The organism is Kribbella sp. NPDC050124, assembly GCF_044460355.1.
Taxonomy (GTDB): Bacteria; Actinomycetota; Actinomycetes; order Propionibacteriales; family Kribbellaceae; genus Kribbella.
The window spans coordinates 161821-188536 of record NZ_JBITJU010000020.1 but is presented as its reverse complement, the minus strand read 5'-3'; the positions used below and the strand labels follow the sequence as shown (position 1 = coordinate 188536).

29 protein-coding genes are annotated in these 26716 nt (G+C 69.2%); 14 read left to right on the top strand and 15 right to left on the bottom strand.

The genetic code is table 11. The features are described 5' to 3' along the window. Window positions 1-181 precede the first annotated feature (181 nt). Window positions 182-754 carry a phosphotransferase gene (locus ACIBL3_RS34840; RefSeq protein WP_396358108.1) on the top strand — a complete coding sequence of 191 codons (573 nt, stop codon included), beginning with the start codon at window positions 182-184 and terminating at the stop codon, window positions 752-754. On the opposite strand, the gene ACIBL3_RS34835 is transcribed toward ACIBL3_RS34840, so the two are convergent. Next, window positions 721-1668 (bottom strand): helix-turn-helix domain-containing protein, encoded by a 948-nt coding sequence (locus ACIBL3_RS34835; protein WP_396358107.1) that lies wholly within the window; start codon window positions 1666-1668, stop codon window positions 721-723. The two genes, ACIBL3_RS34840 and ACIBL3_RS34835, sit on opposite strands and share 34 nt — an antisense overlap. Before the next feature lie 70 nt (window positions 1669-1738). Between ACIBL3_RS34835 and ACIBL3_RS34830 the strand changes: the two genes are divergently transcribed. Then, a complete protein-coding gene (locus ACIBL3_RS34830; RefSeq protein WP_396358106.1) occupies window positions 1739-2053 on the top strand; it encodes a cupin domain-containing protein in 315 nt (104 codons plus the stop codon). Window positions 2054-2055: 2 nt separating this feature from the next. Here the strand turns inward: ACIBL3_RS34830 and ACIBL3_RS34825 are convergent, their stop codons facing one another. Next, entirely contained in the window at window positions 2056-2961 is a 906-nt protein-coding gene (locus ACIBL3_RS34825; RefSeq protein ID WP_396358105.1) for an SMP-30/gluconolactonase/LRE family protein, read from the bottom strand. A gap of 111 nt (window positions 2962-3072) precedes the next feature. Continuing rightward, complete coding sequence (locus ACIBL3_RS34820; RefSeq protein WP_396358104.1) at window positions 3073-4059, bottom strand: pirin family protein; 987 nt, start codon at window positions 4057-4059, stop codon at window positions 3073-3075. Window positions 4060-4345: 286 nt separating this feature from the next. Between ACIBL3_RS34820 and ACIBL3_RS34815 the strand changes: the two genes are divergently transcribed. From ACIBL3_RS34815 to ACIBL3_RS34790, 6 genes are all read left to right on the top strand, one after another. Continuing rightward, window positions 4346-4663: a glycosyltransferase family 39 protein gene (locus tag ACIBL3_RS34815; RefSeq protein WP_396358103.1), complete on the top strand. Its 318-nt coding sequence runs from the start codon at window positions 4346-4348 to the stop codon at window positions 4661-4663. 27 nt (window positions 4664-4690) lie between these two features. Further along, window positions 4691-4945, top strand: a complete 255-nt coding sequence (locus tag ACIBL3_RS34810; RefSeq protein WP_396358102.1) for a hypothetical protein — start codon at window positions 4691-4693, stop codon at window positions 4943-4945. Between the two features lie 110 nt (window positions 4946-5055). Beyond that, window positions 5056-5913 (top strand): bifunctional methylenetetrahydrofolate dehydrogenase/methenyltetrahydrofolate cyclohydrolase, encoded by an 858-nt coding sequence (locus ACIBL3_RS34805; protein WP_396358101.1) that lies wholly within the window; start codon window positions 5056-5058, stop codon window positions 5911-5913. Between the two features lie 139 nt (window positions 5914-6052). After that, entirely contained in the window at window positions 6053-6322 is a 270-nt protein-coding gene (locus tag ACIBL3_RS34800) for a DUF3017 domain-containing protein (RefSeq protein ID WP_396358100.1), read from the top strand. Between the two features lie 4 nt (window positions 6323-6326). Next, window positions 6327-6797 carry a GNAT family N-acetyltransferase gene (locus ACIBL3_RS34795; RefSeq protein ID WP_396358099.1) on the top strand — a complete coding sequence of 157 codons (471 nt, stop codon included), beginning with the start codon at window positions 6327-6329 and terminating at the stop codon, window positions 6795-6797. Window positions 6798-6845: 48 nt separating this feature from the next. Next, window positions 6846-7481: a LysE family translocator gene (locus ACIBL3_RS34790; RefSeq protein WP_396358098.1), complete on the top strand. Its 636-nt coding sequence runs from the start codon at window positions 6846-6848 to the stop codon at window positions 7479-7481. 8 nt (window positions 7482-7489) lie between these two features. Here ACIBL3_RS34790 and ACIBL3_RS34785 read toward each other — a convergent pair whose 3' ends face one another. From ACIBL3_RS34785 to ACIBL3_RS34770, 4 genes are all read right to left on the bottom strand, one after another. Further along, window positions 7490-8074, bottom strand: coding sequence for a dihydrofolate reductase family protein (locus ACIBL3_RS34785; protein ID WP_396358097.1), 585 nt, complete (start codon window positions 8072-8074; stop codon window positions 7490-7492). A gap of 575 nt (window positions 8075-8649) precedes the next feature. Next, the gene (purH, locus tag ACIBL3_RS34780) at window positions 8650-10209 is read right to left on the bottom strand and encodes a bifunctional phosphoribosylaminoimidazolecarboxamide formyltransferase/IMP cyclohydrolase (protein ID WP_396358096.1); all 1560 of its coding nucleotides are present in this window, start codon (window positions 10207-10209) and stop codon (window positions 8650-8652) included. Then, window positions 10206-10838, bottom strand: a complete 633-nt coding sequence (purN, locus tag ACIBL3_RS34775; protein ID WP_396358095.1) for a phosphoribosylglycinamide formyltransferase — start codon at window positions 10836-10838, stop codon at window positions 10206-10208. Before purN ends, purH begins: the two co-directional genes overlap by 4 nt. Before the next feature lie 10 nt (window positions 10839-10848). Beyond that, a complete protein-coding gene (locus tag ACIBL3_RS34770; RefSeq protein WP_396358094.1) occupies window positions 10849-12117 on the bottom strand; it encodes a DUF6350 family protein in 1269 nt (422 codons plus the stop codon). 186 nt (window positions 12118-12303) lie between these two features. Between ACIBL3_RS34770 and ACIBL3_RS34765 the strand changes: the two genes are divergently transcribed. Further along, the gene (locus ACIBL3_RS34765) at window positions 12304-13629 is read left to right on the top strand and encodes a hypothetical protein (protein ID WP_396358093.1); all 1326 of its coding nucleotides are present in this window, start codon (window positions 12304-12306) and stop codon (window positions 13627-13629) included. Between the two features lie 133 nt (window positions 13630-13762). Here ACIBL3_RS34765 and sucD read toward each other — a convergent pair whose 3' ends face one another. Then, the gene (gene sucD, locus ACIBL3_RS34760; RefSeq protein WP_396358092.1) at window positions 13763-14668 is read right to left on the bottom strand and encodes a succinate--CoA ligase subunit alpha; all 906 of its coding nucleotides are present in this window, start codon (window positions 14666-14668) and stop codon (window positions 13763-13765) included. 15 nt (window positions 14669-14683) lie between these two features. Further along, a complete protein-coding gene (gene sucC, locus ACIBL3_RS34755) occupies window positions 14684-15856 on the bottom strand; it encodes an ADP-forming succinate--CoA ligase subunit beta (RefSeq protein ID WP_396358091.1) in 1173 nt (390 codons plus the stop codon). 268 nt (window positions 15857-16124) lie between these two features. Here sucC and ACIBL3_RS34750 point away from each other — a divergent pair, with 268 nt between their 5' ends. Continuing rightward, a complete protein-coding gene (locus tag ACIBL3_RS34750; protein ID WP_396358090.1) occupies window positions 16125-17768 on the top strand; it encodes a glycoside hydrolase family 13 protein in 1644 nt (547 codons plus the stop codon). Between the two features lie 47 nt (window positions 17769-17815). Here the strand turns inward: ACIBL3_RS34750 and ACIBL3_RS34745 are convergent, their stop codons facing one another. The 5 genes from ACIBL3_RS34745 to ACIBL3_RS34725 form a co-directional block, all read right to left on the bottom strand. Beyond that, window positions 17816-18010, bottom strand: coding sequence for a hypothetical protein (locus tag ACIBL3_RS34745; protein ID WP_396358089.1), 195 nt, complete (start codon window positions 18008-18010; stop codon window positions 17816-17818). Beyond that, the gene (locus ACIBL3_RS34740; RefSeq protein WP_396358088.1) at window positions 18007-18876 is read right to left on the bottom strand and encodes a carbohydrate ABC transporter permease; all 870 of its coding nucleotides are present in this window, start codon (window positions 18874-18876) and stop codon (window positions 18007-18009) included. Before ACIBL3_RS34740 ends, ACIBL3_RS34745 begins: the two co-directional genes overlap by 4 nt. Continuing rightward, window positions 18876-19949 carry a carbohydrate ABC transporter permease gene (locus ACIBL3_RS34735; RefSeq protein WP_396358087.1) on the bottom strand — a complete coding sequence of 358 codons (1074 nt, stop codon included), beginning with the start codon at window positions 19947-19949 and terminating at the stop codon, window positions 18876-18878. The genes ACIBL3_RS34740 and ACIBL3_RS34735 overlap by 1 nt, the downstream gene beginning before the upstream one ends. Before the next feature lie 94 nt (window positions 19950-20043). Further along, window positions 20044-21363: an ABC transporter substrate-binding protein gene (locus tag ACIBL3_RS34730; protein ID WP_396358085.1), complete on the bottom strand. Its 1320-nt coding sequence runs from the start codon at window positions 21361-21363 to the stop codon at window positions 20044-20046. A 351-nt stretch (window positions 21364-21714) separates the two neighbouring features. Continuing rightward, window positions 21715-22131, bottom strand: coding sequence for a cobalamin B12-binding domain-containing protein (locus tag ACIBL3_RS34725; RefSeq protein ID WP_396358083.1), 417 nt, complete (start codon window positions 22129-22131; stop codon window positions 21715-21717). 133 nt (window positions 22132-22264) lie between these two features. On the opposite strand from ACIBL3_RS34725, the gene ACIBL3_RS34720 reads away from it, so the two are divergent. The 4 genes from ACIBL3_RS34720 (at window position 22265) to ACIBL3_RS34705 (ending at window position 26084) form a co-directional block, all read left to right on the top strand. Continuing rightward, the gene (locus ACIBL3_RS34720) at window positions 22265-23116 is read left to right on the top strand and encodes an esterase/lipase family protein (protein ID WP_396358081.1); all 852 of its coding nucleotides are present in this window, start codon (window positions 22265-22267) and stop codon (window positions 23114-23116) included. Between the two features lie 398 nt (window positions 23117-23514). Further along, a complete protein-coding gene (locus ACIBL3_RS34715) occupies window positions 23515-24240 on the top strand; it encodes a M23 family metallopeptidase (protein WP_396358079.1) in 726 nt (241 codons plus the stop codon). A 42-nt stretch (window positions 24241-24282) separates the two neighbouring features. Continuing rightward, the gene (locus ACIBL3_RS34710) at window positions 24283-24801 is read left to right on the top strand and encodes a DUF6886 family protein (RefSeq protein ID WP_396358077.1); all 519 of its coding nucleotides are present in this window, start codon (window positions 24283-24285) and stop codon (window positions 24799-24801) included. Further along, entirely contained in the window at window positions 24765-26084 is a 1320-nt protein-coding gene (locus ACIBL3_RS34705) for a lanthionine synthetase LanC family protein (protein ID WP_396358075.1), read from the top strand. Before ACIBL3_RS34710 ends, ACIBL3_RS34705 begins: the two co-directional genes overlap by 37 nt. Here ACIBL3_RS34705 and ACIBL3_RS34700 read toward each other — a convergent pair. Then, the gene (locus ACIBL3_RS34700) at window positions 26081-26644 is read right to left on the bottom strand and encodes a hypothetical protein (RefSeq protein WP_396358073.1); all 564 of its coding nucleotides are present in this window, start codon (window positions 26642-26644) and stop codon (window positions 26081-26083) included. The two genes, ACIBL3_RS34705 and ACIBL3_RS34700, sit on opposite strands and share 4 nt — an antisense overlap. Between the last annotated feature and the right edge of the window lie 72 nt (window positions 26645-26716).

The window sequence follows — 26716 nt, the reverse complement described above, 5'->3', positions numbered from 1 at the left end:
CCCCGAGCCGCCCCCGCCGCCCCCCCCCCCCCCCGCCCGGGCGCCCCCCCCCCCCCCCCGCCCCCCCCCCGCCCCCCCCCGCGCCCCCCCCCGCGCCGCCCCCCCCCCCCCCCCCCCCGCCGCCCCCCCCGCCCCCCCCCCCCCCCCCCCCCCCCCCCCCCCCCCCCCCCCCCACCTCGGTATGTCAGCGGCGACCGTCGTTCGACTGGACCGCCGCTCGGAACACCTGTTCTACAAGGCCGGTCCGGGGATCGACGACGAGTCGGACCGGCTCGCCTGGCTGAGCGCGACCGGGTTCCCGTGCCCGCGCATCGTTGACCGAGGCAACAACTGGCTGCTGACGACGGAGCTCCCCGGCCGTGACGCCTCCCAGGACTGGCCGGCCGCCGACCGCCCGGCGGTGCTGGCCGCGCTGGCAGACGGGCTGCGTGCGCTCGACCAGCTGACCGACTGCCCGTTCGTCTCGCCGTTCCCCGGCAAGGCCGACGCCGTGACCCATGGCGACTACTGCGCGCCCAACGTCTTCATCGACCCGTCGACGCTGCGCTTCGCCGGCGTCCTGGACCTCAGCCGCCTCGGCACCGGCGACCGGTACCTCGACCTCGCCCTGATGTTCAAGAGCCTCTCCGGCACTCTCAACCCCCAGTACGGCGGCCTCTCCGCCGCCCGCCACTTCGTCGAGTCGTACGGCGCCGATCCTGACGACCCGCGGATCGCTTCTTACAGCGACCTGGACAACTCCGGAGCTTTCTGAGCTCTGAAGGCTCGGCGGTAGGCGCTGGGCGTCGTACGGAGGGCGGTGTGGAAGCGGCGGCGGAGGTTGGTGGCCGAGGAGAGGCCGACACGGGTGGCGATCGTCTCGATCGGGAGGTCGGTGTCCTCGAGGAGGGCCCGGGTCCGAGCGATGCGCTGGGCGAGCAGCCACTGGCCGGGCGCGATACCGAGTTGGTCTGCGAAGCGACGGGCCAACGTCCGCGGTGAGACGTTGATCCGGGCCGCGAGGTCGTCGAGGGTGAGCGGATCGCCGAGGTGCTGGGTCGCCCAGTCCAGCAGCGCGCCGAGCGACTCGGTCTGCCGGTTCTCCTCGACCCGGTACTGCACCTGGCCGCCCTCCCGATGGGGCGGCATCACCATCCGCCGGGCGATCTGAGCGGCGTACGCGGCGCCGTGGTCGTTGCGGACCAACTGCAGGCACAGGTCGATCCCGGTGCCCGAGCCGGCGCTCGTGGCGACGTCACCGTGGTCGATGTAGAGCACGTCCGGATCCACGAGGACGGCGGGGAACCTGCGCTGGAGCTCCTCGGCGTACCGCCAGTGCGTCGTCGCCCGGCGCCCGTCCAGCACCCCGGTCGCGGCCAGCACTCTCGCTCCCGAGCAGATGCTCACCAGCCGCGTCCCGCGCCGATGCGCCTTCTGAAGCGCTCGCACGACGGCGGCCGACGGCTGCCGCTCGACAGGTAGCCACCCCGGTACGACGACCGTGTCGGCGCGATCGAGCGCGCGCAGCCCGGACCGCACCAGCATGTCGAAGCCCTCGGTGGTCCGGATCGGGCCGGGTCGCTCGGTGCACACGCTGAACCGGTACCGGTCCGCGCGGAACACCGTGGCCGCGCACCCGAGCTCGAAGCTTGCCTGCGGCCCGTTCACCAGCGCGACGACGCGATGCATGGCTTAAAAGTACCTGACCACGACTATCCAGACACTGTGGGAAAGCCTGTGGACAACCGATGATCGGGCTGTGGACAACTTCGAATTCACTGCTGTGGCGGACACTTCGGTCCGCGAGCTCTTCCCCGGCATCCGGCTGCGGTCGTTGTGGACCGGTCCTCAGGGTGCGTCAGCGCACGTCCTGGAAATGGACCCGGGCTCCTCGTGGGAAGGCATCGATGTGCACGAACCAGGGCCCGAGGAGGTCTTCGTCGTCGACGGAGTCTTCAACGACGGCATCCGGGACTACCCGGCCGGGTCGTTCATCCACTGCCCGGCCGGGTCGTCGCACGTCCCGCAGACGGTCGCGGGGTGCACCCTCTTCGTCTTCTACCCCGAGGGCTGACCTCAGGGCTTCTTGATCTGCACCACGTCGAAGTCGGTGCCGGGCGGCGCGCCCGGCCCGAACGGCGGCGGCAGGCCCAGATCGAAGCGGGCATTGACCAGCGCGAGCCGGTTGCCGTGCTCCGCGACCGTGGCCGGCACCCGGAACAGGTCGCTGGTGACGACCGCGGTGATCCGGCCGCGGGTCAGGTCGGGGCTGAGCTCGATCTTGAGCAGCCGCTCGGAGAAGTTCTCCACCACCCACAGGGTCTTGCCGTCGAGCAGGATGCCATCGGGGGTGCCCGGCGTGATCGTTCCGCCGGTCACCTCGATGGCGCGGCTGACACCGGTCCTCGGATCGACCAGGAACAACGCGCCGAGCGTCGAGTGCCCGACGATCAGTGTCCGGCCGTCCGGCGTGGCGTCGATCCCGTTCAGGTTGGGAAGCTCTCCGACGATCGCCGTCGCGGGGCCACTCAGCGCGATGGCCTGCGGTGCTCCGAGCGCGCCGCCCGGTCCGATCGGGACCTTGTACAGCGTCGGGTTGAAGCTGTCGGTGAAGTACGCGCCACGCTTGGTCACCACAACATCGTTGATCAGCGCGTTGGGCGCCGACGTGAGCGTCAGGTCCGCGACGGTGGAGCCGTTACGGGTGCTGTACACGTACGCCTTGCCGAACAGGCCACCCGCGACCCACAACCGGCGGGCGTCCCGTTCGACTTTCAACCCGGCAGCCTGCCGGCCCGGCGGAGCGTCGACGAAGATCGCGCCTTCGCCGGTGCGCAGGCTGCCCCGGTAGATGTCCCCGGTCGTCAGCGAGCCCGCGTAGAACGTCGCCTTCGGCCCGGTCGCGATTCCTTCCGGGGCGAAGTCGTTCGGCAGCGGAATCGATGCCGGGAAAGGTGCGGCCGCGGAGACGGTCAGTGCCACCGCGGACACTATGAGCGCAAGCTTGCGGAAACGCGACATGATGAACCCCCTGTAACCCCGTTCCCCTTGCTCGCAAGGTAGATCCGGGGTTACCGGATGTCCAGGTCGCGGCTACTCGGTACTGCGCAGTTCCGTCGGGGCGCCGTGTACCGCGGGGATGCTGCCGAGCTTGCCGGCCTGGAAGTCCTCGAAGGCCTGGATCACCTCGGCGCGGGTGTTCATCACGAACGGACCGGCCATCGCGACCGGCTCCCGGATCGGGCGGCCGCCGAGGACGAGCACCTCGAGGTTCGGCTCCGCCTGCTGCTGCGTCGTACCGGCCGCCGTACGGATCGTGTCACCCGGGCCGAAGACGGCGAGTTGGCCCTTGCGGATCGGGCGGTGCTCGGCGCCGACCGTGCCCTGACCGGCGAGCACGTAGACCAGCGCGTTGTAGTCCGGCTGCCACGGCAGCACCATCACGGCGCCCGGGCTGACCGTCGCGTGCACCAGCGTGATCGGCGTGTGCGTCGAGCCGGGGCCGTCATGGCCGTCGACCGTGCCCGCGATCACCCGGATCAGCGCACCGCCGTCCGGCGTGGACAGGAGCGCCGAGTCGCCACCGCGGATGTCCTGGTAGCGCGGCGGGGCCCACTTCTGCGCCTTCGGGAGGTTCACCCAGAGCTGGATGCCGTGGAAGAGGCCACCGCTCAGCACCAAGTGCTCCGGCGGGGTCTCGATGTGCAGCAGGCCCGAACCCGCCGTCATCCACTGGGTGTCGCCGTTGGAGATGACACCACCACCGCCGTTGGAGTCCTGGTGCTCCATGATCCCGTCGAGCATGTAAGTGACGGTCTCGAAGCCGCGGTGCGGGTGCCACGGGGTGCCCTTCGGCTCGCCCGGCGCGTACTCCACCTCACCCATCTGGTCCATGTGGATGAACGGGTCCAGGTCGCGCAGGTCGACACCGGCGAACGCACGCCGGACCGGGAAGCCCTCGCCCTCGTACCCGCTCGGGGCCGAGGTCACCGACCGGACGGCGCGCTCGTGCGCGACGGCCGGGTCGGGCTGGTGGATGCGGGGCAGCACGGTGATGTCGCTGACGGTCACGGCGGGCATGGCGCTCTCCTTGCTCGAGGTAGTTAAAGAATAAACTAACTCGCTCAACCGCGGCAAGGGCGGGCGCATTCCCGGGTTCCCAGCGACCTCCCGGCAGACGTCCAGGGAGGCCGAAGACCGACTTGCCATCGTTCCCAGTGAGTCCGCACAGGCCCTCACTTTGTGACTGGCGACGATCGTCGACAACCCTGCTCGACCGGCCGCGCACCTCCCCTCGCGCCCCGCGCATCGACCCACCGCGTCGTGTCCCGCGTCTGGTTCGGGCCCGGCTGAGCAGGCGGCCTACGTGCGGCCGGCTGCGTTGTGGGTCGCGACCGCGTTCGCCCGGCTGTTCGGGTTCAACAGCTTCACCGTGCTGGCTCCGCAGGCGTTGATGGGGATCGCGGCCGCGGGGTTGCTGTATCTGACCGTGAAGCGGGTGGCTGGTCCGATGGCGGGGCTGGTTGCCGGAGCCACGCTGGCGTTGACTCCGGTCGCCGTACTGATGTTCCGGTTCAACACGGTGGTGGGCAGAGCGCTGGGTTCGGTGGGAGTGCGGGTGTTAGCCGAATGTTCAACGATGCCTTCGGCACCGAGATCTCACGGTTGTTGCCTGCGGCATTGATTGTGCTGGTCGCGGACGCCGGTCTTCGTGCCTTGGGTGAAGTACGCCGTACTGGGTGCTGGTGTGGTGGGTGCTGCGCTGGCGGTGTTTGGGCGGCGTCTGGTTCCCGTGCTGGTGCTGGCTTTTGGTGGTGTCGCTTGGGTTGGGCAGTGGGGCTTATGCGGCGTCGACGGCGCACTCGGCGGCGCCTCCTCCGCGGCCGCCGAGATCCAGTCCTGGGTCGAGTCCACCTACACCGCCACAACCGTCGGGGGCACGACGGTGTACACGCTGGTGGGGTGATGGCGGACCGCCACGCCATCACAACGTCGACGCTCGGCCGGCTTGCCGCGGGGCCGCCGGGCCGAGGGCTGATTGTGATGGCCTGGCGGTCCGCAACTACCCTAGGCCCCGTGACCGCGCAGATTCTGGACGGCAAGGCGACGGCGGCGGCGATCAAGGACGAGCTGAAGGTCCGGGTCGCGAAGCTGGCCGAGCAGGGTGTGGTGCCCGGGCTCGGCACCATCCTGGTCGGGGACGACCCGGGCAGCCGGGCGTACGTGGCCGGCAAGCACCGCGACTGCGCGGCGGTCGGCATCGCGTCCATCCAGGTCGAGCTCCCCGCCGAGGCCACCCAGGACGAGATCGCCGCGAAGGTCACCGAGCTCAACGAGAACCCGGACTGCACCGGCTTCATCGTCCAGCTCCCGCTGCCCAAGCACGTCGACACGAACGCGATCCTCGGCCTGATCGACCCGGCCAAGGACGCCGACGGCCTGCACCCGGTCAGCCTCGGCAAGCTCGTGCTCGGCCAGGACGGCCCGCTCCCGTGCACCCCGAAGGGCTGCGTCGAGATCCTCCGCCGGTACGACGTACCGATCGCCGGAGCTCACGTGGTCGTCGTCGGCCGCGGCGTCACCGCGGGCCGGCCGATGGGCCTGCTGTTCACCCGGAAGTCCGAGAACGCGACCGTGACCCAGTGCCACACCGGCACCACCGACCTCGCCGCCGCGGTCCGCACCGGCGACATCGTGATCGCCGCGGCCGGGTCCGCCGGCCTGATCACCGCCGACATGGTGAAGCCGGGCGCCGTACTCCTCGACGTCGGCACCAGCCGCAGCCCCGAGGGCAAGATCGTCGGCGACATCGACCCCGCCGCCCGCGACCAGGCCGCCTGGATCGCCCCGATGCCCGGCGGCATCGGCCCGATGACCCGCGCCATGCTCCTCACCAACGTAGTAGAAGCCGCCGAATCGAGCCTCCCCCAGTGACCGCCCCAACACACACCCCGCCCGCCGCAAGCGTGACGGCCCAAACGGGCGCGGTAGTTGAAGCGGGCGCACTCACCACAGCCCCCGGGCTGACGGCTGCGGGGATGGCCCGTGTGGTTGAAGCGGGCGTGGCGTGCTGATGGCGGGGGAGGCTCAGCGGCGGAGTGAGTGGCCTCTGGTCCTGTCCCTGCTGGTGGGCGCGACCGGCCTCGTCGTACTCACCTTCTACAACTGGCGCAACGGCGTGCTGATCTTCGCCGGCGGCGTCTTCCTGGCCGGCCTCCTCCGCGCCACCCTCTCCGACACCGCCGCCGGCCTCCTGCACGTCCGCGGCCGCATGTTCGACACCGCCCTCCTCATCGCCGTAGGCGCCGCCATAGCCACCCTCGGCCTCATCGTCCCCAACTGACCGCATGAGCACCGCGATCCGCCCGGCCCTGGTCGCGGATGCCCCGCGGATTGCGCGGGTCTATGTTGACTCGTGGAATCTTGGGTTTGGTGGGTTGATGCCGCCGGCCGTGTTCGACGACGCGCGGGTTGCCCGCTGGGCTCGCGATTTGGCTGTCGGAAGGTGGTGGGTCGCGGAGTTGGACGGGACTATCGCCGGGTTCGCCGGGATCTGCCCGAGCCGCGACCCCGTCGATCCACGGCTCGGCGAACTCGACACGATCGCCGTCGACCCGCCGTACTGGCGCACCGGGGTCGGCACCAGCCTCATGCACACAGCCCTCGAGGCACTCGCGGCCGATTACCCCGAAGCAATCCTCTGGACCCTGGCCAACGACCCACAGGGCCAACGCTTCTACGAATCCACCGGCTGGCACCCCGACGGCCACTCCCGTGCCGACGGCCACCAAATCTCCTATCGCCTGAGCTTCCGATGAGTGGGCGCGGGGTTCACAGGGGCCGGGCGGTAATGCGTATGTGGGCCTGTGCAGCTGACGATGATGCTGGCGTTCGCCGGTGCCTGTGTGGTGCTGAACCTGGTTCCTGGGCCCGGGATGATGTTCATCCTCGCCCACGGCATCGCGGGCGGTCGACGCGCAGATGTGGTGGCGGCTGCGGGGATGGCGAGCGGGACAGCGGTCCACACCGCCGCGGCAGCCCTCGGGCTGAGCGCTCTGCTGCGGGCGGCGCCGTACGCGCTCGACGTCGTTCGCTTGGTCGGCGCGGTCGTCCTGGTCTGTTTGGCGATCACGGCGCTGCGATCGGCGCGAACGAGTTCGAGCGGTCAGGTGAGCTCGCAGCCGGTGGCGCGACGATCGCTTCGTCGTACCTATCTGTCCGCCGTGCTCCCCAACCTGGCGAATCCCAAGGTGGTGTTGTTCTACTTGGCGTTCGTACCGCAGTTTCTCACCAGCAGCGGCTGGCCGACGGCTGCACAGATCCTCGTGCTCGGTGCGATCCTCGTGCTGATCGGGATCGTGATGGACTGCGCCGTCGGCGTTGCCGCCGGCGCCTTCTCCGCGTTGCTCCTCCGGCGACCTACCATCCAGCGCGCCCTCAAACGAGCTTCCACAGCCGTCTTCGGCGCCCTCGCCGTACGCCTGGTCGCCGACAACCACTGACCGCCACTTCAGTTGGGGTGATGGAGGGTTGGGCGGTAGATGAGTTCCTGGGTGTTGCCGTCGAGGGTGCGGCTCTCGATCAGTTCCAGGTCGAAGTCGGCCGCATCCTGGAGGATCGGGTCCGCTCCGGTCTGACCTGCGATCACCGGGAACAGCGTCACGTGGACGCGGTCGACCAGGCCGGCTGCCATCAGGGCGCGGTTCAGAGCCAGGCTGCCGTGGGAGCGCAATGGGACGTCGGACTCTTCCTTGAGCCGGGCAACGATCTCGACCGGGTCGCCACTCGCCACGGTCGCGTCCGGCCAGTCGAGCGGCGCCTGCAGCGTGGTCGATACCACTGTCGCCGGCAGGTTGTACATCCGCGTGACCCACGGGTCGTGGATCTCGGACTCTTCGGTGCTTGCGGCAAGCATCTCCGCGTGCGCCCGGTAGGTGTTGGCTCCGAACACCATCCGCTGAGCCTTACCAAACAAGGCGAAACGGCGCTCAAGGAACTCAGGTCCTTGCTTGCCCCAGTAGCCGCCCCAGTCGCCCGTGTGGGCCCCGAAGCCATCGAGGGTCGAAAACACGTCGAAGGTGTAGGTAGCGGTCATGATGCCCTCCTCGGGTACGGCGCCCCTCGCGGGCAGCCTCTCACCGTTGCTACGAACACCTCGGGACTGATCCGACAGAATCTGCCGATTGTCTTTCTAGGACCACGGTAGGCACCAAGGAGTGCCTGCGTCGCACGACGGAGTGGCTGCTGCGCAGCACGACCGCGTGGCTGCGAGGTGCGCGCGTGTCTTCCCGCGGTCACCGTAGGGATTGCTCGGCGGCCTGGTGACCCCGCAGTCACCCACACGGGCCAGCGCACAACCCGGGCAGTCTGCACGTAAGTGGGCCGTCACCCGCGCGACCTCCACCAGTCGCCGTGAGGCAGCTCTTCGGCAGCTCCGCGCCACCTCCGTCAGACCGCCACCCGTGATCCCTCAGCGCACAGTCCCTCGCCGAGTCGTGGATTCTGGTCGGATCCGACCTCCGTCATCAGCCAAAACCCACAACTCGACGACCTTCGAGCCCGGCAGCGCGCACACGCGGGCGGCGGCCCGCAGGTAAACCGGGTGGGTGGGAGCGCGCGTGGCCGGGGTGACGGAGGAGCCCCGGCGTAGCGCGCGTGGGTAAATCGGGGTTAGTGGAAGAAGTGGCGGGTGCCGGTGAAGTACATGGTGATGCCGGCCTTCTGGGCGACCTCGATGGCGGCTTCGTCGCGGATGGAGCCGCCGGGCTGGACGACTGCCTTGACGCCGCCTTCGATGAGGACCTCGAGGCCGTCGGGGAACGGGAAGAAGGCGTCGGACGCGGCTACCGATCCGGCCGCGCGTTCGCCGGCCCGGGAGACGGCCAGGCGGCAGGAGTCGACGCGGTTGACCTGGCCCATGCCGACGCCGACGGAGGCGCCGCCGGAGGCGAGGAGGATCGCGTTGGACTTGACCGCGCGGCATGCCTTCCAGGCGAAGGCGAGGTCGGCGAGCAGCTCGGGCGAGGCAGGCTCACCGGCGGCGAGCTGCCACGAGGACGGGTCGTCGCCGGGCGCCTGGAAGCGGTCGGTGTGCTGCAGCAGCAGACCGCCGCTGACCGCGCGCAGCTCGACCTTCTCGGCGGTCGACACCGGAGGCGCGACCAGCAGCCGGATGTTCTTCTTGCCCTGCAGGATCTCGACGGCGCCGTCGTCGAAGGCGGGCGCCACCAGCACCTCGGTGAAGATCTCCGCGACCTGCTTGGCCATGTCGACCGACACCGGCGCGTTGGTCGCGATCACTCCGCCGTACGCCGACACCGGGTCGCACTCGTGGGCGCGACGGTGGGCCTCGGCGATGTCCTTGCCGACCGCGATGCCACACGGGTTCGCGTGCTTGATGATCGCTACCGCGGGCTCGCTGAAGTCGTACGCCGTACGACGAGCAGCGTCGGCGTCCACGTAGTTGTTGTACGACATCTCCTTGCCGTGCAACTGCTCCGCGGCCGCCAGCCCACCCCGGCCGTTCACGTACAAAGCGGCCGGCTGATGCGGGTTCTCGCCGTACCGCAGCACGGAAGACTTCTCCCACGTCGCGCCGACCCAAGCCGGGAAGCCGGAGCCCTCGGACGTGTCGCTCACGACGCTGCCCATCCAGGACGCGACGGCCACGTCGTACGACGCCGTGTGCACGAACGCGTCCACGGCCAGCCGCTGCCGCTGCTCCGCGGAGAAACCGCCCTCGGCCAGCGCGGCCACGATCTCCGGGTAGCGGGAGGGCGACACCACGACGGCCACGTTGGCGTGGTTCTTGGCGGCGCCGCGGACCATCGACGGGCCGCCGATGTCGATCTGCTCGATGCACTCGTCCACGGACGCGCCGGACGCGACGGTCTCGGTGAACGGGTACAGGTTGCTGACCAGCAGGTCGAACGGCTCGACCCGCATCTCGCGCAACTGCTCCACGTGCTCATCACGACGTACGTCGGCCAGCAGCCCGGCGTGCACCATCGGGTGCAGGGTCTTGACCCGGCCGTCCAGGCACTCGGGGAACCCGGTCAGCTCCTCGACCTTGGTCACCGGTACGCCGGCCGCCGCGATCCGGCCCGCGGTCGAGCCGGTCGACACCAGCTGCACACCGGCAGTGTGCAGCGCGGTCGCGAGCTCCTCCAGACCGGTCTTGTCGTAGACGCTGATCAGCGCCCGGCGGATCGGCCTGCGGTCGGTGCTCACTTCAGTCGAACCTTTCGTCCGGTGATGGTCCAGCCGTCGCGGACCAGCCGGCCGACCCAGTCCACCAGCTGGCGGCGTTCGACCTCCTTGATCCGCTCGGTCAGGGTTTCTTCGGTGTCGTCGTCCTCGACGGGTACGACGACCTGCGCGATGATCGGCCCGGTGTCGACCCCGCCGTCGACGAAGAACAGGGTCGCGCCGGCCACCTTGACGCCGTACTCGAGCGCGTCCCGCGGGCCGTGGATGCCGGGGAAGGCCGGCAGCAGCGCGTTGTGGGTGTTGATGTACCGGTCGCCGAAGGCGGCCAGGAAGTCGTCGCCGACCAGCTTCAGGAACCCGGCCGAGACGACCAGGTCCGGCTTGTACTCCGACACCGACGCGGTCAGCGCCCGGTCCCAGTCGGCCCGCTCGGAGTAGTCCTTGACCTTGTGAACAAACGTCGGCACCCCGGCCGCGGCGGCCCGGTCCAGCCCGGCGATCCCCTCGCGGTCGGCGCCGACGGCGACGACCTGGGCGCCGTACGCCGGATCGGCGGCGGCGTCCAGGAGAGCCTGCAGGTTCGACCCCGAGCCCGAGATCAGCACGACGAGCCGCGCAGGTTCGGGAGTGGGCGCAACCGGGTCTGTCACGGCCCGAAGCTTATCGCCCGGCGTCCGCCTCGCCGTCAGCCGGTCGGCGGGAGGCGACGAGGGCGGCCGTGATCGAGGCCCCGATCGCCATCCCGGCAGCCAGTACGCCGGCCGCCGGCAGCGCGGCCGGGATCCCGACGGCAGACATCCGCCCGGGCCCAGCCGAGCCGCCCGACAGCGCCATGAGCACGTAGAGCATCACTCCGGCGAGCAGAGCCGCCATACCGCCCCGCAGCGCGAACGCATCCCATCCCAGCGCGTCCGAGTCCTGGTCCGCCAGCCCACGCCGAGCCACGACGAGCCCAGCGACCACACCGGCCACCAGCGGCACCAGAGCGGTCAGCGCGAGCAGGTACCTCGGCGTCGCACCATCCGCAGGTACGGCGGCCAGCAGCGGGAGCGCCGGCAGATTGCCCACGTCCACCCCGGTCGGGGCGATCGTCGTACCGACTCCCAGCTGGAATCCGGGGCCGGCCAGGAACGAAACGACGTACAAGATCATGTTCGGGACCAGCATCAAGCAGATCGCGAACAGCACCACCGACCCGACCACCCCGGCGTCGAGCAGCTCCAGCATCCCGGTGACCCTGGAGAAGTGGATCGCCAGGAGCACGCCGTACAGCAGGGAGGCGATAGCGATCACGGTCAGTACGGCGGAAGCCGCGGCCGGCACGGCGTCCCGCAGCCCATTCGGGGTCGCGTCGGCGATGTCCTCAGCCGCACCGGACTCGACCAGTACGCCGACCGTCCCGGCCACGAAAGCCAACGACGCCGCTCCGAGGAACGCGGACAGCGGGGAGACCCGCAGCGTGCCGTCAGCGGTGAGCAGGGCGATGACCAGCGCGGCAAGGCCGTAGACGAAGGCGAACGTGCCGGACAGCACGATCAGGTCCTTGGTCCGGTCCGCCGCGCTGTTCCGGGCTGCGGACTTGCCACCGCGGTACAGGCACCAGCCGAGGAACAGGGTCAGCCCGAGTGGTGCGATCGTGATGGACCCACTGCCGAGCGTCACACCTGCCTTGTGGGCGATCAGCCAGGCCGACGCACCCGCACGGATGGCTCCGGACGCACCACCGAAGGTCGCGGCCAGCCAGCCGATCACGGCGACGGCAGCGCACGTCAGCAGCCCGGTGAGCAGGCAGGCGCCTGCGGAGATCACTGCCGCCAGGACAACAGGCTTCGTCGGAGCGGTGACCTCGGGGGCGGGCCCGGACGCGTGATTGTGTCCACCGGGTGGTTCGCCGTCCCGGGCGCCCGGACGGCTCAACATGTCGGTCATCTGACTCTCATGGTCCCGCCGCTGGCGGGGACCACTCGTTCTGACACGCCGGATATGGAAGACTTCCCCCCGCTTGTTCACGCTCAGTCGGCGGGTGGGCACCTATCGGTGTCCGCGATCCGGCTGAGTGGGGACAGGCTGGCACCACCGGGTACTGTCGGGTGGAATCAGTCAGGAGGTCGAGCTTTGGCCGGTTCCCACCGTGCAGCCCGCGGCGGCAGTCGAGCCGCTGCCCGGGAGGCGCGCCGGCAGAAGGCGCGTAAGCGGAACCAGACGATCGCCGCGGGGGTCGCGGTCGTGCTGTTGGTCGGTGGCGGCGGGGTCGCCGCCCTGAACGCCTTCGGCGGCGACGACGCGTCCGGCCCGAACACCGGTGCCTCCGACGACAAGTCGGCCAACTCGAAGGTGCTTGCCGACGACACGGCTCTGATCGACGCCGCCACGGCCAAGCCGCTCGGCGCGACCGGCGCCTGGGCCGTCACCAAGACCGCCGACGGCAGCAACGCGCCGGAAAAAACGTTCGTCTGCCAGTCGCAGCGGTTCGCCGACCCGGCCGGCCTGCGCACCTGGGTCCGGACTTTCCAGAACTCGACCACCAAGGACACCGCGGTCCAGTACGTCGAGGTGTCGAGCGACAAGGCCGCCGCTGCCAAGGCCTACACGACGATCGTCGGCTGGCTGAGCGCCTGCACGACGCCGCAGGTCCGGCTGTCCTCGAGTTACCTCACCACGGGCGTCGGCGAGCGCGGCGTGATCGCGATCTTCGGCCAGCCGTCCGCCGGGAAGACGAAGTACAAGACCATCTCCGTGACGATCGCCGGTCAGGCCACGATGGTGCTCGAGCACGACACGCTCGCCGGTACGCCGCCCAAGCCTGGGCCGGTGCTGACCGCGGCCACGGCTGGGCTCAAGCGGATCTGCGCGGAGACCGGCGGCTGCGGCACCGGGGCGCCGGTGGCCAAGCCGGCCCTGCTGGCGACCACCGAGTCGCCCGGGTTCATGGCGCCGGTCGACCTGCCGGTGCTGAGCGTCATCGACAAGCCGTGGGTGAGCGCGAGCGCGAAGACCGGCAGTGGCACCGGCTGCGAGAGGATCGACTTCAAGAAGGCGAAGGCGACCAAGTCCGGCACGCTGACCTACGTCACGCCGGAGGCGAAGGTGCCGACCGAGTTCGGGATGGACGACACGGTCGCGAAGTTCGCCACCGCGGCGGCTGCGAAGAGCTTCGTCGAGCAGGTCCGCAAGAACGTCGACAGCTGCGAGAAGAACGTCTCGAACGCGAAGGTGAAGTCGACCGGGACGGTCTCGACCAGCGTGGTGAAGGGCGAGAGCTGGCGAGCGTCCTACGACACCGGCGGCGGCAAGACCTTCACCTACCGCATCGGCATCGCCCAATACGGCACCCAGGCCGTCTACGTCCTCTTCCCAGTCCTCAAAAACCTGGACATCTCAGACGCTGCCTTCAACGAAACGCTGACCCGCGCAGCCGAACGAGCCGCGACCTACAAGTAACAGGAAAAACACCCGCCCCCTCGCTTTGCTCGGGGGCGGGGTTGGAGTAGAGCGCGCAGCCGAACGAGCCGCGACCTACAAGTAGCACGAACGGCCCCGAGGAATCCCCGGGGCCGTTCGACGTTGAACCTGCTTACTTGGTCAGGTTCTGCATGATTTCGCGCATCAGGTTGGCGGTTTCGGTGGGGGTTTTGCCGACCTTGACGCCTACTGCTTCGAGGGCTTCCTGCTTGGCGGCTGCGGTGCCGGAGGAGCCGGAGACGATGGCGCCGGCGTGGCCCATGGTCTTGCCCTCGGGTGCGGTGAAGCCGGCCACGTAGCCGACGACCGGCTTGGTCACGTTCTCCTTGATGAACGCGGCCGCGCGCTCCTCGGCGTCGCCGCCGATCTCGCCGATCATCACGATCGCGTCGGTGTCCGGGTCGTCCTGGAACGCCTGCAGCGCGTCGATGTGGGTGGTCCCGATGATCGGGTCGCCGCCGATCCCGATCGCGGTGGAGAACCCGAAGTCCCGCAGCTCGTACATCATCTGGTAGGTCAGCGTGCCCGACTTGCTGACCAGGCCGATCCGGCCCTGGCCGGCGATGTCGGCCGGGATGATGCCCGCGTTCGACTCACCCGGCGTGATGATGCCGGGGCAGTTCGGGCCGATGATCCGGGTGGTCCCGGACGCCTGCGCGGCGGCGAAGAACGCGGCGGTGTCGTGCACCGGCACGCCCTCGGTGATCACCACGACCAGCGGTACCGCGGCCTCGATCGCCTCGATGACGGCGTCCTTGGTGAACTTCGGCGGCACGAAGATGACCGACACGTTCGCGCCGGTCTCCTTGACGGCGTCCGCGACGGTGCCGAACACCGGGACGGAGACACTCGGGCCGTCGAAGGCTGAGAATTCGACGCTCTGGCCGGCCTTGCGCGGGTTCACACCGCCGACGATGGTGGTGCCGGAGGCAAGCATCCGGGTGGTGTGCTTGGTGCCTTCGGAGCCGGTCATGCCCTGGACGATGACCTTGCTGTCCTTGTTCAGGAAGATAGACATTTGTTCGGCGATCCCTTACTTCGCAGCCAGCTCGGCGGCCCGCCTGGCGGCGCCGTCCATCGTGTCGACCCGCTCCAGACCGGCCAGCCCGGCCTCGTCGAGGATCCGGCGGCCCTCCTCGGCGTTGTTGCCGTCCAGCCGGACGACCAGCGGCTTGGTGACGTGCTCATCGCGGCTCGCCAGCAGCTCGAACGCCTGCACGATGCCGTTCGCGACCGCGTCACAGGCGGTGATGCCGCCGAAGACGTTGACGAACACGCTCTCCACCTGCGCGTCGGAGATGATGATCTCCAGCCCGTTGGCCATCACCTCGGCGGACGCGCCGCCGCCGATGTCGAGGAAGTTGGCCGGCTTCACGCCGCCGAACTCCTCGCCGGCGTACGCGACCACATCCAGCGTGGACATGACCAGCCCGGCGCCGTTGCCGATGATGCCGACCGAGCCGTCCAGCTTGACGTAGTTCAGGCCCTTGGCCTTCGCCGCCGCCTCCAGCGGGTCGGCCGCCGCGACGTCCTCGAACTCGGCGTGCTCCGGGTGCCGGAAGTCCGCGTTCTCGTCCAGGGTGACCTTGCCGTCCAGCGCCTCGACGTTGCCGTCGGCGAGCTTGACCAGCGGGTTCACCTCGACCAGCGAGGCGTCCTCACCGATGAAGACGTCGTACAGCTTGACGATCTCCGGTACGACGGCGTCCAGGATGTCGTCGGGGTACCTCGCGGCCTGGGCGATCTCGCGCGCCTTCGCCTCGTCCACCCCGGTGGCCGGATCGATCGAGACCTTCGCCACCGCCTCGGGGTTGGTGTGCGCGACCTCCTCGATCTCCATGCCGCCGGCCGCGGACGCGATGCACAGGTAGTTCCGGTTCGCCCGGTCGATCAGGAAGGAGAAGTAGTACTCCTCCGCGATCGCGGCGGCCGGCACGATGTTGAGCGTCCGGACGATGTGGCCCTTGATGTCGAGACCGAGGATCTCGCGAGCCTTCTCCTCCGCCTCGTCGGGCGAGGAGGCCAGCTTCACGCCACCGGCCTTACCGCGGCCGCCGGTCTTCACCTGGGCCTTCACCACCACCCGGCCGCCGATCTTCTCGGCCGCCGCGCGGGCTTCCTCCGGAGTGGTGACGACCTCACCTACGGTCGTCCGCACTCCGTGCTTGGCGAAGACGGTCTTCGCCTGGTATTCCATCAAGTCCACGACTGTGGTCCCTCTCTCGCACCTGTTCGAGTAGGCCGCGGCAGGCGGGCTGGTCCCGAGAAAGGGCACGGTCGCCGGCGCGCTCCGTCGCGCCTGACACTAGTCACCTCGGTGGCCGCCGCAACACCCGGGGTACGCGCTGAGACGACCGTCACAGGTCCGGAACGGGTCGTGTCAGGCTAGGTGGCATGAACGAGCGAAGCGAGTTCATCATCCAACACAGTCCGACTCGTGCCTCATCGGCGCCCGGAGCGAAGCGAGGACGTCGATGAGTCTTCCAGCGACCAGACCAGCTGACGACTGGTGGCGTAGCGCCGTCGTCTACCAGGTGTACCCGCGCTCGTTCGCCGACGCCGACGGGGACGGCACCGGCGACCTGAACGGCATCCGGGCCCGGCTGCCCTACCTCGCCGAGCTCGGGATCGACGCGATCTGGATCAGCCCCTGGTACCCGTCCCCGCTGCTCGACGGCGGGTACGACGTGTCCGACTACCGGGACATCAACCCCGAGTTCGGCACCCTGGCGGACGCCGACGCGCTGATCGCCGAGGCGCACGCGCTCGGGATCCGGATCCTGATCGACCTGGTCCCGAACCACTGCTCCTGGGAACATCCGTGGTTCAAGGCCGCGCTCGCGGCCGGCAAGGGCGCTCCGGAGCGCGACCTGTTCTGGTTCCGCGACGGCAAGCCGGGCGGTCTGCCGCCGACCAACTGGCCGGCCGCGTTCGGCGGTGGCGCCTGGCAGCAGATCGACGACGGGCAGTGGTACCTGCACCTGTTCGACATCTCGCAGCCGGACTGGAACTGGGACCACCCGAAGGTGATCGAGGAGTTCGACGCGATCCTGCGGTTCTGGTTCGACCGCGGCGTGGACGGTTTCCGGATCGACGTGGCCGACTCGATGGCCAAGGACCCGGCGCTGCCCGACGTGGTTCCGCAGCCGAACGGTGAGGTTACCCGGGACAAGTACGCCGGCCATCCGACGTACGACCAACCGGGGGTGCACGACATCCACCGGCGCTGGCGCGAGATCGCCGAAGAGTACGCCGACAGCCCGCTCGGCCCACGGGTGTTCGTCGCCGAGGCCTGGCTGTCTCCCGCCGACCGGCTCGCGCAGTACGTCCGGCCGAACGAGCTGCACTCGGCCTTCAACTTCGACGCGCTCCAGTGCCCGTGGGACGCCGAAGCGTTGCGGGAGGTGATCGACCACACCACCGAGAACTTCTGGGCGGTCGGCGCCCCGGCGACCTGGGTGCTGAGCAACCACGACACGATCCGGCACCGCACTCGCTACGGTCGCGACCAGAAGCGCGCCTCGATGCCCGCCGGCTCGGTGCCGACCGATCTGGAGCTCGGCCGGCGCCGGGCCCGGGCGGCCGCGTTGCTCGAGCTCGCGCTGCCGGGCGGGGCGTACATCTACCAAGGTGACGAGCTCGGCCTGCCCGAGGTCGAGGATCTCCCGGAGGAGGTCCTCGACGACCCGGTGTGGGAGCGCTCCGGCCACACCGTCCGCGGTCGCGACGGCTGCCGGGTGCCGATCCCGTGGTCCGGCGCCGAGCCGTCCTTCGGGTTCGGCACCGGCGGCGGCCAGCCCTGGCTCCCACAGCCGGCCGACTGGGCCGAGCTGACTGCCGAGGCGCAGACCGCCGACCCCGACAGCCACCTCAACCTCTACAAGGCGGCGCTGCGGATCCGCCGCGAGACCGAGGCGCTCGGCGAGGGCCGCCTCACCTGGGACGGCGAAGCCCCCGCCGGCGTGCTCTCCTTCACCCGCTCACCCGGCTTCCGCTGCGTCACCAACCTGAGCGAGTCCCCGATCCCACTACCGGCCCACCAGCAGATCCTGCTCACCAGCGAGCCCCTGCTCGACGACCGCCTCCCGTCCGACGCCACGGCCTGGCTGGCAATCTGAACAGCAGAAGGCCGGAGTCGGCTGAGCGACTCCGGCCTTCTGGACGGTCAGCGGTGGCGGGCGCGGTCGCGCTCGTCCCGGTCCCGGCGGTCCCGGTCCTCGCGGTCGCGCCGGTCGCGTTCGTCGCGCTCCCGGCGGTCCCGGTCCTCCCGGTCCCTCCGCTCCCGGTCTTCCCGCTCCCGCCGCGCCCGGTCGTCACGGTCGCGGCGGTCGGAGTCGGCCCGGTTGCGGAACCAGCTCACTTCACGCCACCTGCCGTCAGGCCGGCGACGATACGGCGCTGGAACAGCAGTACGGCGATCACCAGTGGGATCGTGACGACCACACCGGCGGCCATCTGGCTGCCGAACGGTTGGTCGCGTCCCGACGTACCGGTGAACTGCGAGATCACCACGTTGGCGGTCTGGTACTCCTTCTTGTTCACCATGCTCAGCGCGATCAGGAACTCGTTCCAGGCCGCGATGAAGGTGATGATCGCGGTGGTGAACACCCCCGGTGCGGCGAGCGGGAGGATCACCTTGCGGAACGCCTGGGCCGGGGTACAGCCGTCCACCATGGCCGCCTGCTCGAGCTCTCGCGGCATCTGCCGGAAGAACGCGGTCAGGAGCCACACCGCCAGTGGCAGCGCGAACGACAGGCTGGGCACGATCATCGCCTGGTAGGTGTTGATCCACTCGATGTCGCTGAAGAACTTCTTCAGCGGGATCACCAGCGAGATCCCCGGGAACATCGAGGTGACGATGATGACCGCCAGCACGAAGTTCTTGCCCCGGAAGTCCAGCCGGGCCAGCGTGTAGGCCGCCACCATCCCGATAATCAGCGTCAGGATCGTCACCGTGCCGGCCACGATCAGGCTGTTCAGCAGACCACGGCCGAACCCGGTGCCTTCCTTGAAGACGTCTTGGAAGTTGGTCAGCGAAATGGGCGACGGAATGATCGTGTTCTCGAACTGGTCGGTCGGCCGGCGCAGCGACGACACCACCATCCAGAAGAACGGCACCAGGCAGTAGAGCACGATCCCCGCGACACCGATCAGCGGCAGGTAGCGCCGGGCCCACGACGCCTCGGCAGCCTTGATGTCGACCTTGCCCTTCTCAGCAACAGCCATCATTCACCTCCTAAGCCGCCACCGGCGGTCAGTCCGGCCACCGGGGCGCCTGCGTCGGCCTGCTTGGCCTGGCCGCCGCGTCCGTTCCTGCCGTTCTTCTTCTTCTTCGCCTTCCGCTGGATGGCGTCACCGAACACGTCGGCACCCAGCAGCTTGACGAACACGTATGCGACCACGGCGACGTAGATGAACAGCAAGGTCGCGTACGCCGCCGCCGGCCCGTACCGGGTCTGGTTGGCCTCGAGGTACGCAAGGATCGACAGCGTCTCGACCGACTCCTTGTTCGGGCCGACCAGCACGAACGGCAGGTCGAAGATCCGCAGGGTGTCGAGGATGCGGAAGAGCACCGCCACCAGCAGTGCCGGTTTCACCAACGGCATCGTGATGTGGATGAACTGGCTCCACGCCTTCGCGCCGTCGACCTTCGCGGCCTCGTAGACCTCGTCCGGAATGGTCTGCAGACCGGCCAGCACGAGCAGGCCGATGAACGGCGCGGTCTTCCAGGTGTCGGCGATGATCACCGACATGACCGACTGCCAGCCCTCGGTGGACCACAGGATCTGGGTGCCGAGCAGCTCGTTGGCGATGCCGTCGGCCTGGAAGATCCACTTCCACAGCAGCGCCGAGACGACGGTCGGGATCGCCCACGGGACCAGGATGCTGGCCCGGACGATGCCGCGGCCTCGGAACGCCTTGTGCATCACCAGGGCCATCGCGACACCCAGGACGGTCTCCAGGAGCACACAGGTGACGGTGAAGAACGTGGTGTTGTAGAAAGCGTTCCAGAATCGTTCGCCGGTCTCACCTGAGAAGATCGCCGTGTAGTTGTCGAGACCCACGAACTCGGAGCCCTGTACGACGAAGCCGGACTCGTCGATCCGCTGGCCGCTCTGGTAGAGCGACTCCCGCAGCGCCGAGAGGATCGGCAGCCCGACGACGAGGATCAGCACCAGCATGGTCGGTGACAGCAGGATCGCGGCCAGCCGGCCGGTTCCCTCGTTGAACGAGCTCCGCCTGGGCTTCTTGGTGGTTTCCGGCGTCGGTCGCTGCGCGACCGGGGCGGATGTACTCACCTCTGCCTCCTTCCTTCTGCCCGCAGTCCGCGGGCAGCGACAGGCCGGGGCCGGCCCGCAGCGGTGAAGCTACGCGCCGGCCCCGCCGCTTCGGTCATTGCGCGATGAGCGTGCTCAACTTGGTCTGCAGCTGGGTGAGCGCGTCCTTCGGTGGCGTGGTGCCGGTCAGAGCGCCGTACGCCGCCTCCTGGATCGCGGTCGTCACATCGCCGTACTTGACCACCTTCGGCCGCGACTTGGCGGTCTCGATCGAGGCCTTCAGCGGGGCCAGGTACGGGAACTGCTTGTTCAGTGTCGCGTCGTCGTACAGCGAGGCCCAGGTCGGCGCCTGCGAGGTCTTCTCGATGTTCGCCTTCTGGCGTTCCTCGCTGGACATGAACTTGATGAAGTCCGCCGCGGTCGCCTTGTTCTTGGCGAACTCGGAGATGGCGTAGTTGTGGCCACCCAGGGTGGACACGCCGGCGCCGTCCTTGCCCGGCAGCGGCGCGACCCCGAACTTGCCGGCGATCTTCGACGAGCCGTCGGTCTTGTTCGCCAGCGCGTACACGTACGGCCAGTTCCGGTGGAAGATCAGGTTGCCTTCCTGGAACGCCCGCCGGCCCGGCTCCTCGGTGTAGGTGATGCCGGCCTTCGGGATCATCCCGGACTTGAAGCCGTCGACCAGGAAGGTCAGCCCGGCCAGCGCCTCCGGAGTGTCCACGTTCGGCTTGCCGTCGTCACCGACGACCACACCGCCCGCACCGTTGACGGCCTCGGAGAAGTTCACCGTCAGGCCTTCGTACTTCTCGAACTGACCCGCGTAGCAGCTGGCCGACTTCGCCTCGGGCAGCGCCTTGACCTTGTCGCAGGCGGCCTGCATCTCGGTCCAGGTCTTCGGCGGCTGCACACCGGCCTTGTCCAGAAGGTCCTTGCGGTAGTACAGCAGGCCACCGTCGGAGGTGACCGGCACGGCGTACAGCTTGTCGCGGTACTTCGCCGTGTCGACCGTCGACGGCAGCAACTTGTTCAGGTCGGGGAACTGGTCCTGCGGCAGTTCCGTGATCCACCGGTTCGCGGCGAATTCGGCGGTCCAGACCACGTCCAGGTTCAGCACGGTGAACGCGTCGGACTTGATCTGCGCGTTCGAGATCATCTGGGCGCGCTGCTGGTCCGCGGACTCGGGCAGCTCGGTGACCGTGACCTTCTCGTCCGGGTGCTGGGAGTTCCACGCGTTCACCTGGTTCGTCAGGTTCCCGGAGGTGTCCTTGCCGGTCGCGAAGTTGATCGGGCCGCGACCCTCCAGTGCTGTTCCCCCGGTCGAGCCGCTGTCGCCACTGCTCCCGTCGTCACCACCACACGCGGACGCGAGCAGCACCAGGCTGCCGGCGACCGCCAGGGCGACCGCCTTGCGCGTGTGTGAACGTTCAAACCTCATCGTTTACCTGCCCTCTCCCGATGGGATATCGCTTGGTCCTGCGTGCCTGGGTCACAGTCCCCCACCGCACTGCGATCCCGCCTGTCCGGACAGTAACCGACGACGGGGGTGATGTGTCCTGAGCCACACACCTTGCCGCTCGACAGCCTCTGAAACGGACAGCCGCATGGCTGTATGCGACCGCGATTCGACAGCCCGCACAACCGGGTCTTTCTTAACGATTCGGTATTACCGGTTAGTAACCTTGCTGAACGAACGGTATTCGTTCAGTACGACTCCACGCAGTCGTCATCACGCTCCGGAGCGGAACGGGCGTTTTCCTCGCGGCCGGCCGAGGCTGCCCGGCGGACCTCAGGCCGGGGAGGCGGAGGCGTCGCCGACATGGGTCCGGACCCAGTCGACGATCTCGGTGGTGGTGGCGCCGGGAGTGAAGATCTTGTGCACGCCGAGCTCGGCCAGCGGCTGCAGGTCGGCGTCCGGGATGATGCCGCCGCCGAACACCACGATGTCGTCGGCCTCGCGCTCGGTGAGCAGCTCGCGGACCCGCTTGAACAGGGTCATGTGCGCACCGGACAGCACCGACAGGCCGATCGCGTCCGCGTCCTCGGCGATGGCGGTCTCGACGATCTGCTCCGGGGTCTGGTGCAGGCCGGTGTAGATGACCTCCATCCCGGCGTCCCGCAGCGCCCGGGCGACCACCTTCGCACCGCGGTCGTGACCGTCCAGGCCGGGCTTGGCGACGACGACACGCAGAGGGCTCGTAGGCATGCTCGCAGGCTAGCCGCTCGATTCCTCACGGTTAAGACACGGCGGTATGTGTTCCCCGACACGCCGGAACTGAACCGGTTACCTTGGAAGTGATCGGACCAATCGGGGGGTCTGGTTGTGTGAGGAGTCGCCCATGAGCACCTGGCGGGACGACGTACGCGATGCGCTGGGCGGACTCAGGTACGGCGCACGGTCCGCGCTGTCCGCACGAGTGCTGCAGGGCGCGGCCGTGGAGATCGGCTGGCTCACCACCCACCTCGCCATGTACCCCCTCGGCCTGGTCAGCGGCTCCGGGACGCCCTCCCACCGGCTCAACCTGGCCGGCCTGACTCCGGCCCAGCGCGGACTGCTGGTCAGCAACGTCCGCGCCGCCGGGACGCCGATCCTGCTGGCCCACGGGATCATCGACAACCACACCGTCTTCGCGTTGATGCGCCGCCAGCTGATGCGTCGCGGGTTCAGCAGCATCCACACGTTCTCCTACTCACCGCTGACGCTGGACGTACGCCGTACCGCGGAACTGATGGGCGAGGAGATCGAGCGGATCTGCGTGGAGTCCGAGTCCGACCAGTTGCACGTGGTCGGACACAGCCTCGGCGGGCTGATCGCGCGGTACTACGTCCAACGGCTGGGCGGCCACGAGCGCGTGCACACCTGCGTCACCCTCGGCACCCCACATCAAGGCACTGTGGCCGCCCGGTTGCTGCCCTGGCCGCTCGTCAGGCAGGTGCGGCCGGACAGCGACCTGATGACCGAGCTGGCGGAGCCGGCGCCGGACTGCACGACCAGGTTCGTCGCGTTCTACAGCGACGTCGACCAGCTGATCGTGCCGCAGCGGCGGGCCCGGATTCGGCATCCGGACCTGGCGGCCAGTAACGTCCGCGTGAACGGCGTGGGCCACCTGTCCCTGCCGTTCCACGGTGACGTCGTACACCAGATCACCGGTGTGCTGGCCCACCTGGACGAGCAGGACACGGTTGCCTGACAAGGCAGCTATCCGAGCGGTTGCAGCAGATGCACGTGCAGGCGCTCATGCAAAGGTTTCGTGAAGGAGACCGGGAAAAGTGGGGGGCAGGGTTTGTCGCCTCGTGACTGATCCGTTATCGTGCGTGGAGCCCGACCGGGAATAAAGCCCTCCGGACGGGTGGGAAGAGCTCCAGCCCCTCCAGTCATGGAGCCCTCCCACAAGCCCCTCCCCTGTGACCGAAAGGCCACGTTGTGTCCCAGCACCGTGCCGCGGGAGACCGCGTCACGCCAGGCAACGCTGCGCGCAATCCCGGCGCCAGTCGACACAGTGCCAAGCATCGCGTTGCCAGGCGAAACACACCGAGTAGTTCCCAGATCGTCGGTTTGACCGCGGCTCTTGCCGCGGCGGCAGGAGCTGTGGGGTTCAGTCACAGCTCGCTCGCCTCGCCGACCCAGGCGAACTCGGCGGTGAACCTCGCCGCTCTCAGCATGGACAACGGGCAACTGTCCGGGATCACCACCGCACGCATCCAGGCCCGCCAGCTCGCCACCCGTGACTCCTCCCGGGTCCAGCTGGCCACCACCGACACGAGCAAGAAGCAGGCCGCGGCCGCCCAGCTGGCCAAGGCCCGGGCCGCGAAGCTCACCGCCACCCAGGCCCTGACCGCGAAGCGCGCCTCGACGCTGGCGAAGGCCAAAGCCGCCGCCGCCGAGGCCGAGCGGAAGATCCGCGAGTCGGCCACCCGCTGCGAGATGATGATCTCGGACTACCGCATCACCGCGACCTTCGGCCAGGGCGGCAGCCGCTGGGCCCGCACTCACACCGGCACCGACTTCGCCGCGCCGGTCGGCACCCCGATCACGACCGTGATGAAGGGCGTGGTGATCTTCGCCGACTGGGCCGGCCCGTACGGCCGTCAGGTCCAGGTCCGGCACGAGGACGGCACGGTCACCTGGTACAACCACATGTCGAAGTTCAGCGTGTCGGTCGGCGAGACCGTGTACGCCGGTGACCAGGTCGGCGCGGTCGGGATGACCGGCAACACCACCGGCCCGCACCTGCACTTCGAGGTGCACCCGGACGGCGGCGACGCGACCGACCCGATGCCGTGGCTGCGCGACCACTGCGGCCTCAACCCGTAATCCTCAAGCAGTACTCCTGACAACCTGACTAAGCTGCCGGTCATGCGTCCGGCGACTGGTGAGGTTCTGCACTTCTCCGAAGACCCGACCATCGAGGTCTTCCGGCCGCACGTCGCCAACACGACGCGCGAGGCCACTCCGTACGTCTGGGCCGTCGGCTACGACCGGGCTCCCGACTACTGGTTCCCGAGGCAGTGCCCCCGTGCGATGGCGTGGGTGGGCCCCTCCACCACCCCTGACGACCAGGCCCGCATCATCGGCGCCGGTTCCGGCAGCCGCGTGCACGCCGTCGAGTACGGCTGGCTGGACGCGATGCGTTCCGTCGAGCTGTACGCCTACCGGCTTCCGGCCGAGCCGTTCGCCGAGCTCGACGCCGCGGTGGTCGCCACGACCGAGGTCCGGCCACTCACGCCGCCCGAACGAGTCGGCGACCTGTTCGACCTGCATGACGAGGCAGGCATCCAGCTGCGCGTGCTGCCCCGGCTGCACGACTTCTGGGCCGAGGTCGTCGTCAGCACGCTCGAGTGGAGCGGCATCCGGCTCCGGAACGCCCGACCATGACGTACGGCGAACTCGGCGAAGCCGCCTGGGCCTGGGTCCTGCAGCAGGTGGACTGGGACGCGGTCGGCCCGTGGATCCCCGAAGCGGCCGGCGGGGACAAGCCGCAGGAGTACCGCGAGGGCATGTACAGCGGCGTCGGCGGCCTCGCGCACGCGCTCGCGGAGATCAAGCTGACCCGCCCTTGGACCGAGGCCGAAGCCGGGCTGGCGGCTGGGATCGCGGACCGGATCCACGCGACGATCCCGGCGGAGCAGTCGATCACCTGCTTCGACGGTCTCGTCAGCGCGATCGGCGTACTCACCGCACTTGGCGAACCCGTTTCGCGGCCCGCCCTGGACCGGATCGCCGAGCTGGCCACGGACCACGGCTGGCCGGAGAGCTTCCTCGCGGCACCCAAGTACCTCCCCGGCGCTGTCGCGAACGACGCGACGCTCGGCACCGCCGCCGTACTCATGGGCGCCCTCTGGGCCGATCGCCGAGGCGAGGACGCGCACGCGCTGGCCCAGCGGGCGGCCGACCTACTCCTGGCTGAGAAGGAGGAGCCGGCGAACTGGCCGTTCGTCCCGCGCCGCTTCTGCTCCGGACCGGCGGGCGACATGCCGAACTTCTCGCACGGCCTCGCCGGGATCGCGGCGGTGCTCGCGGTGGCGGGCGTCGAGTTCGGACGGCCGGAGCTGGTCGCCGCGGCTCGCGGCGGCGCCGAGCACCTGGTCACCCTCGGGATCCTTGACGACAAGGGTTTCCGGGTGCCGCGCATCATCCCGTGGAGTGAGCAGCATGGCGACGAGTACACCTACAACTGGTGCCACGGCGGCGCCGGCACCTCACTGCTGTTCCGGGCCCTCGAGTACGCCGGTGTCGACGAGGTGGCCGGTGAGACGCCGGCTGTGTGGCATCGGCGGTGCCTGGACAGCGTGCTGCACTCCGGCATCCCCGAGCGGCTGTACCCGGGCTTCTGGGACAACGACGGACGCTGCTGCGGTACGGCGGGAGTCGGCGACGTCTTCCTGGACGCGTGGCACCGCGACGGCGACGAGCACGACCTGGAGTTCGCTGTACGGCTCGGGGATGCAGTGGTGGAGCGGGCGTTCCACCAAGACGGCACGGCGTACTGGCGGTTCGTCGAGCATCGCAACGAGGAGCCGCTGCTGCCGCCGGGGGTCGGCTGGATGCAGGGGGCGGCGGGGATCGCGGCGTACCTGTTCCGGCTGCAGCGGGTGCTCGACGGTGGCCGGCAGGCCGTCGAGCGGATGGACAACTGGTGGGCGCTCAACCGCGCTTAGCGGCGCCAGACCTCAGCAGTTGTGAGGAAGGCTGATGATCCGGGCTTGTCGGGTGAGCCGTCGACCTGGACGAAGCCGGGTACCGAGGCGCCGCCGATCGAGACGGTCGCGGACCGGACCGGCGCGATCACCAGGCTGAGGCTGTGGTTGCCCTCGACCAGCTGGAAGTTGTCGGTGGCGAACAGCCGGCGGTCGAGCACCCCGCCCATCTCGATCTGGATGTCGGCCGCTTTCGCGCTCAGCCCGTCGGCCAGGTTCATCGACACCTGGACGAGATCGCGCTCGACCGCGGGCTCGTGCCAGGGCAGTCCCTGCACCTCGAGGAACGAGCGGACGAAGTAACGCTCCAGCCAGGCGGCCAGGTCGACGTCCTCGGACACCACCCGGACGATCCCGTCGAACCAGAGGACGACCGCCGTACCGGCGCCGCGGATCGACCAGTCGACCGTCCAGATCGACGCGTACGCCGTCACCTTGCCGGACTCGTCGAACAGCCGCAGTCCAGGGTTGGCGCCCGCCAGGATGATCCGGCGGTTGGTACCTGCTACCGACTTGGGCATGGGGCGAACTTCCGGAGGGAGGGCCGAAGATCCTTGATTGTCTCAATCTCCGGCCCAGATGCAACGAATTCG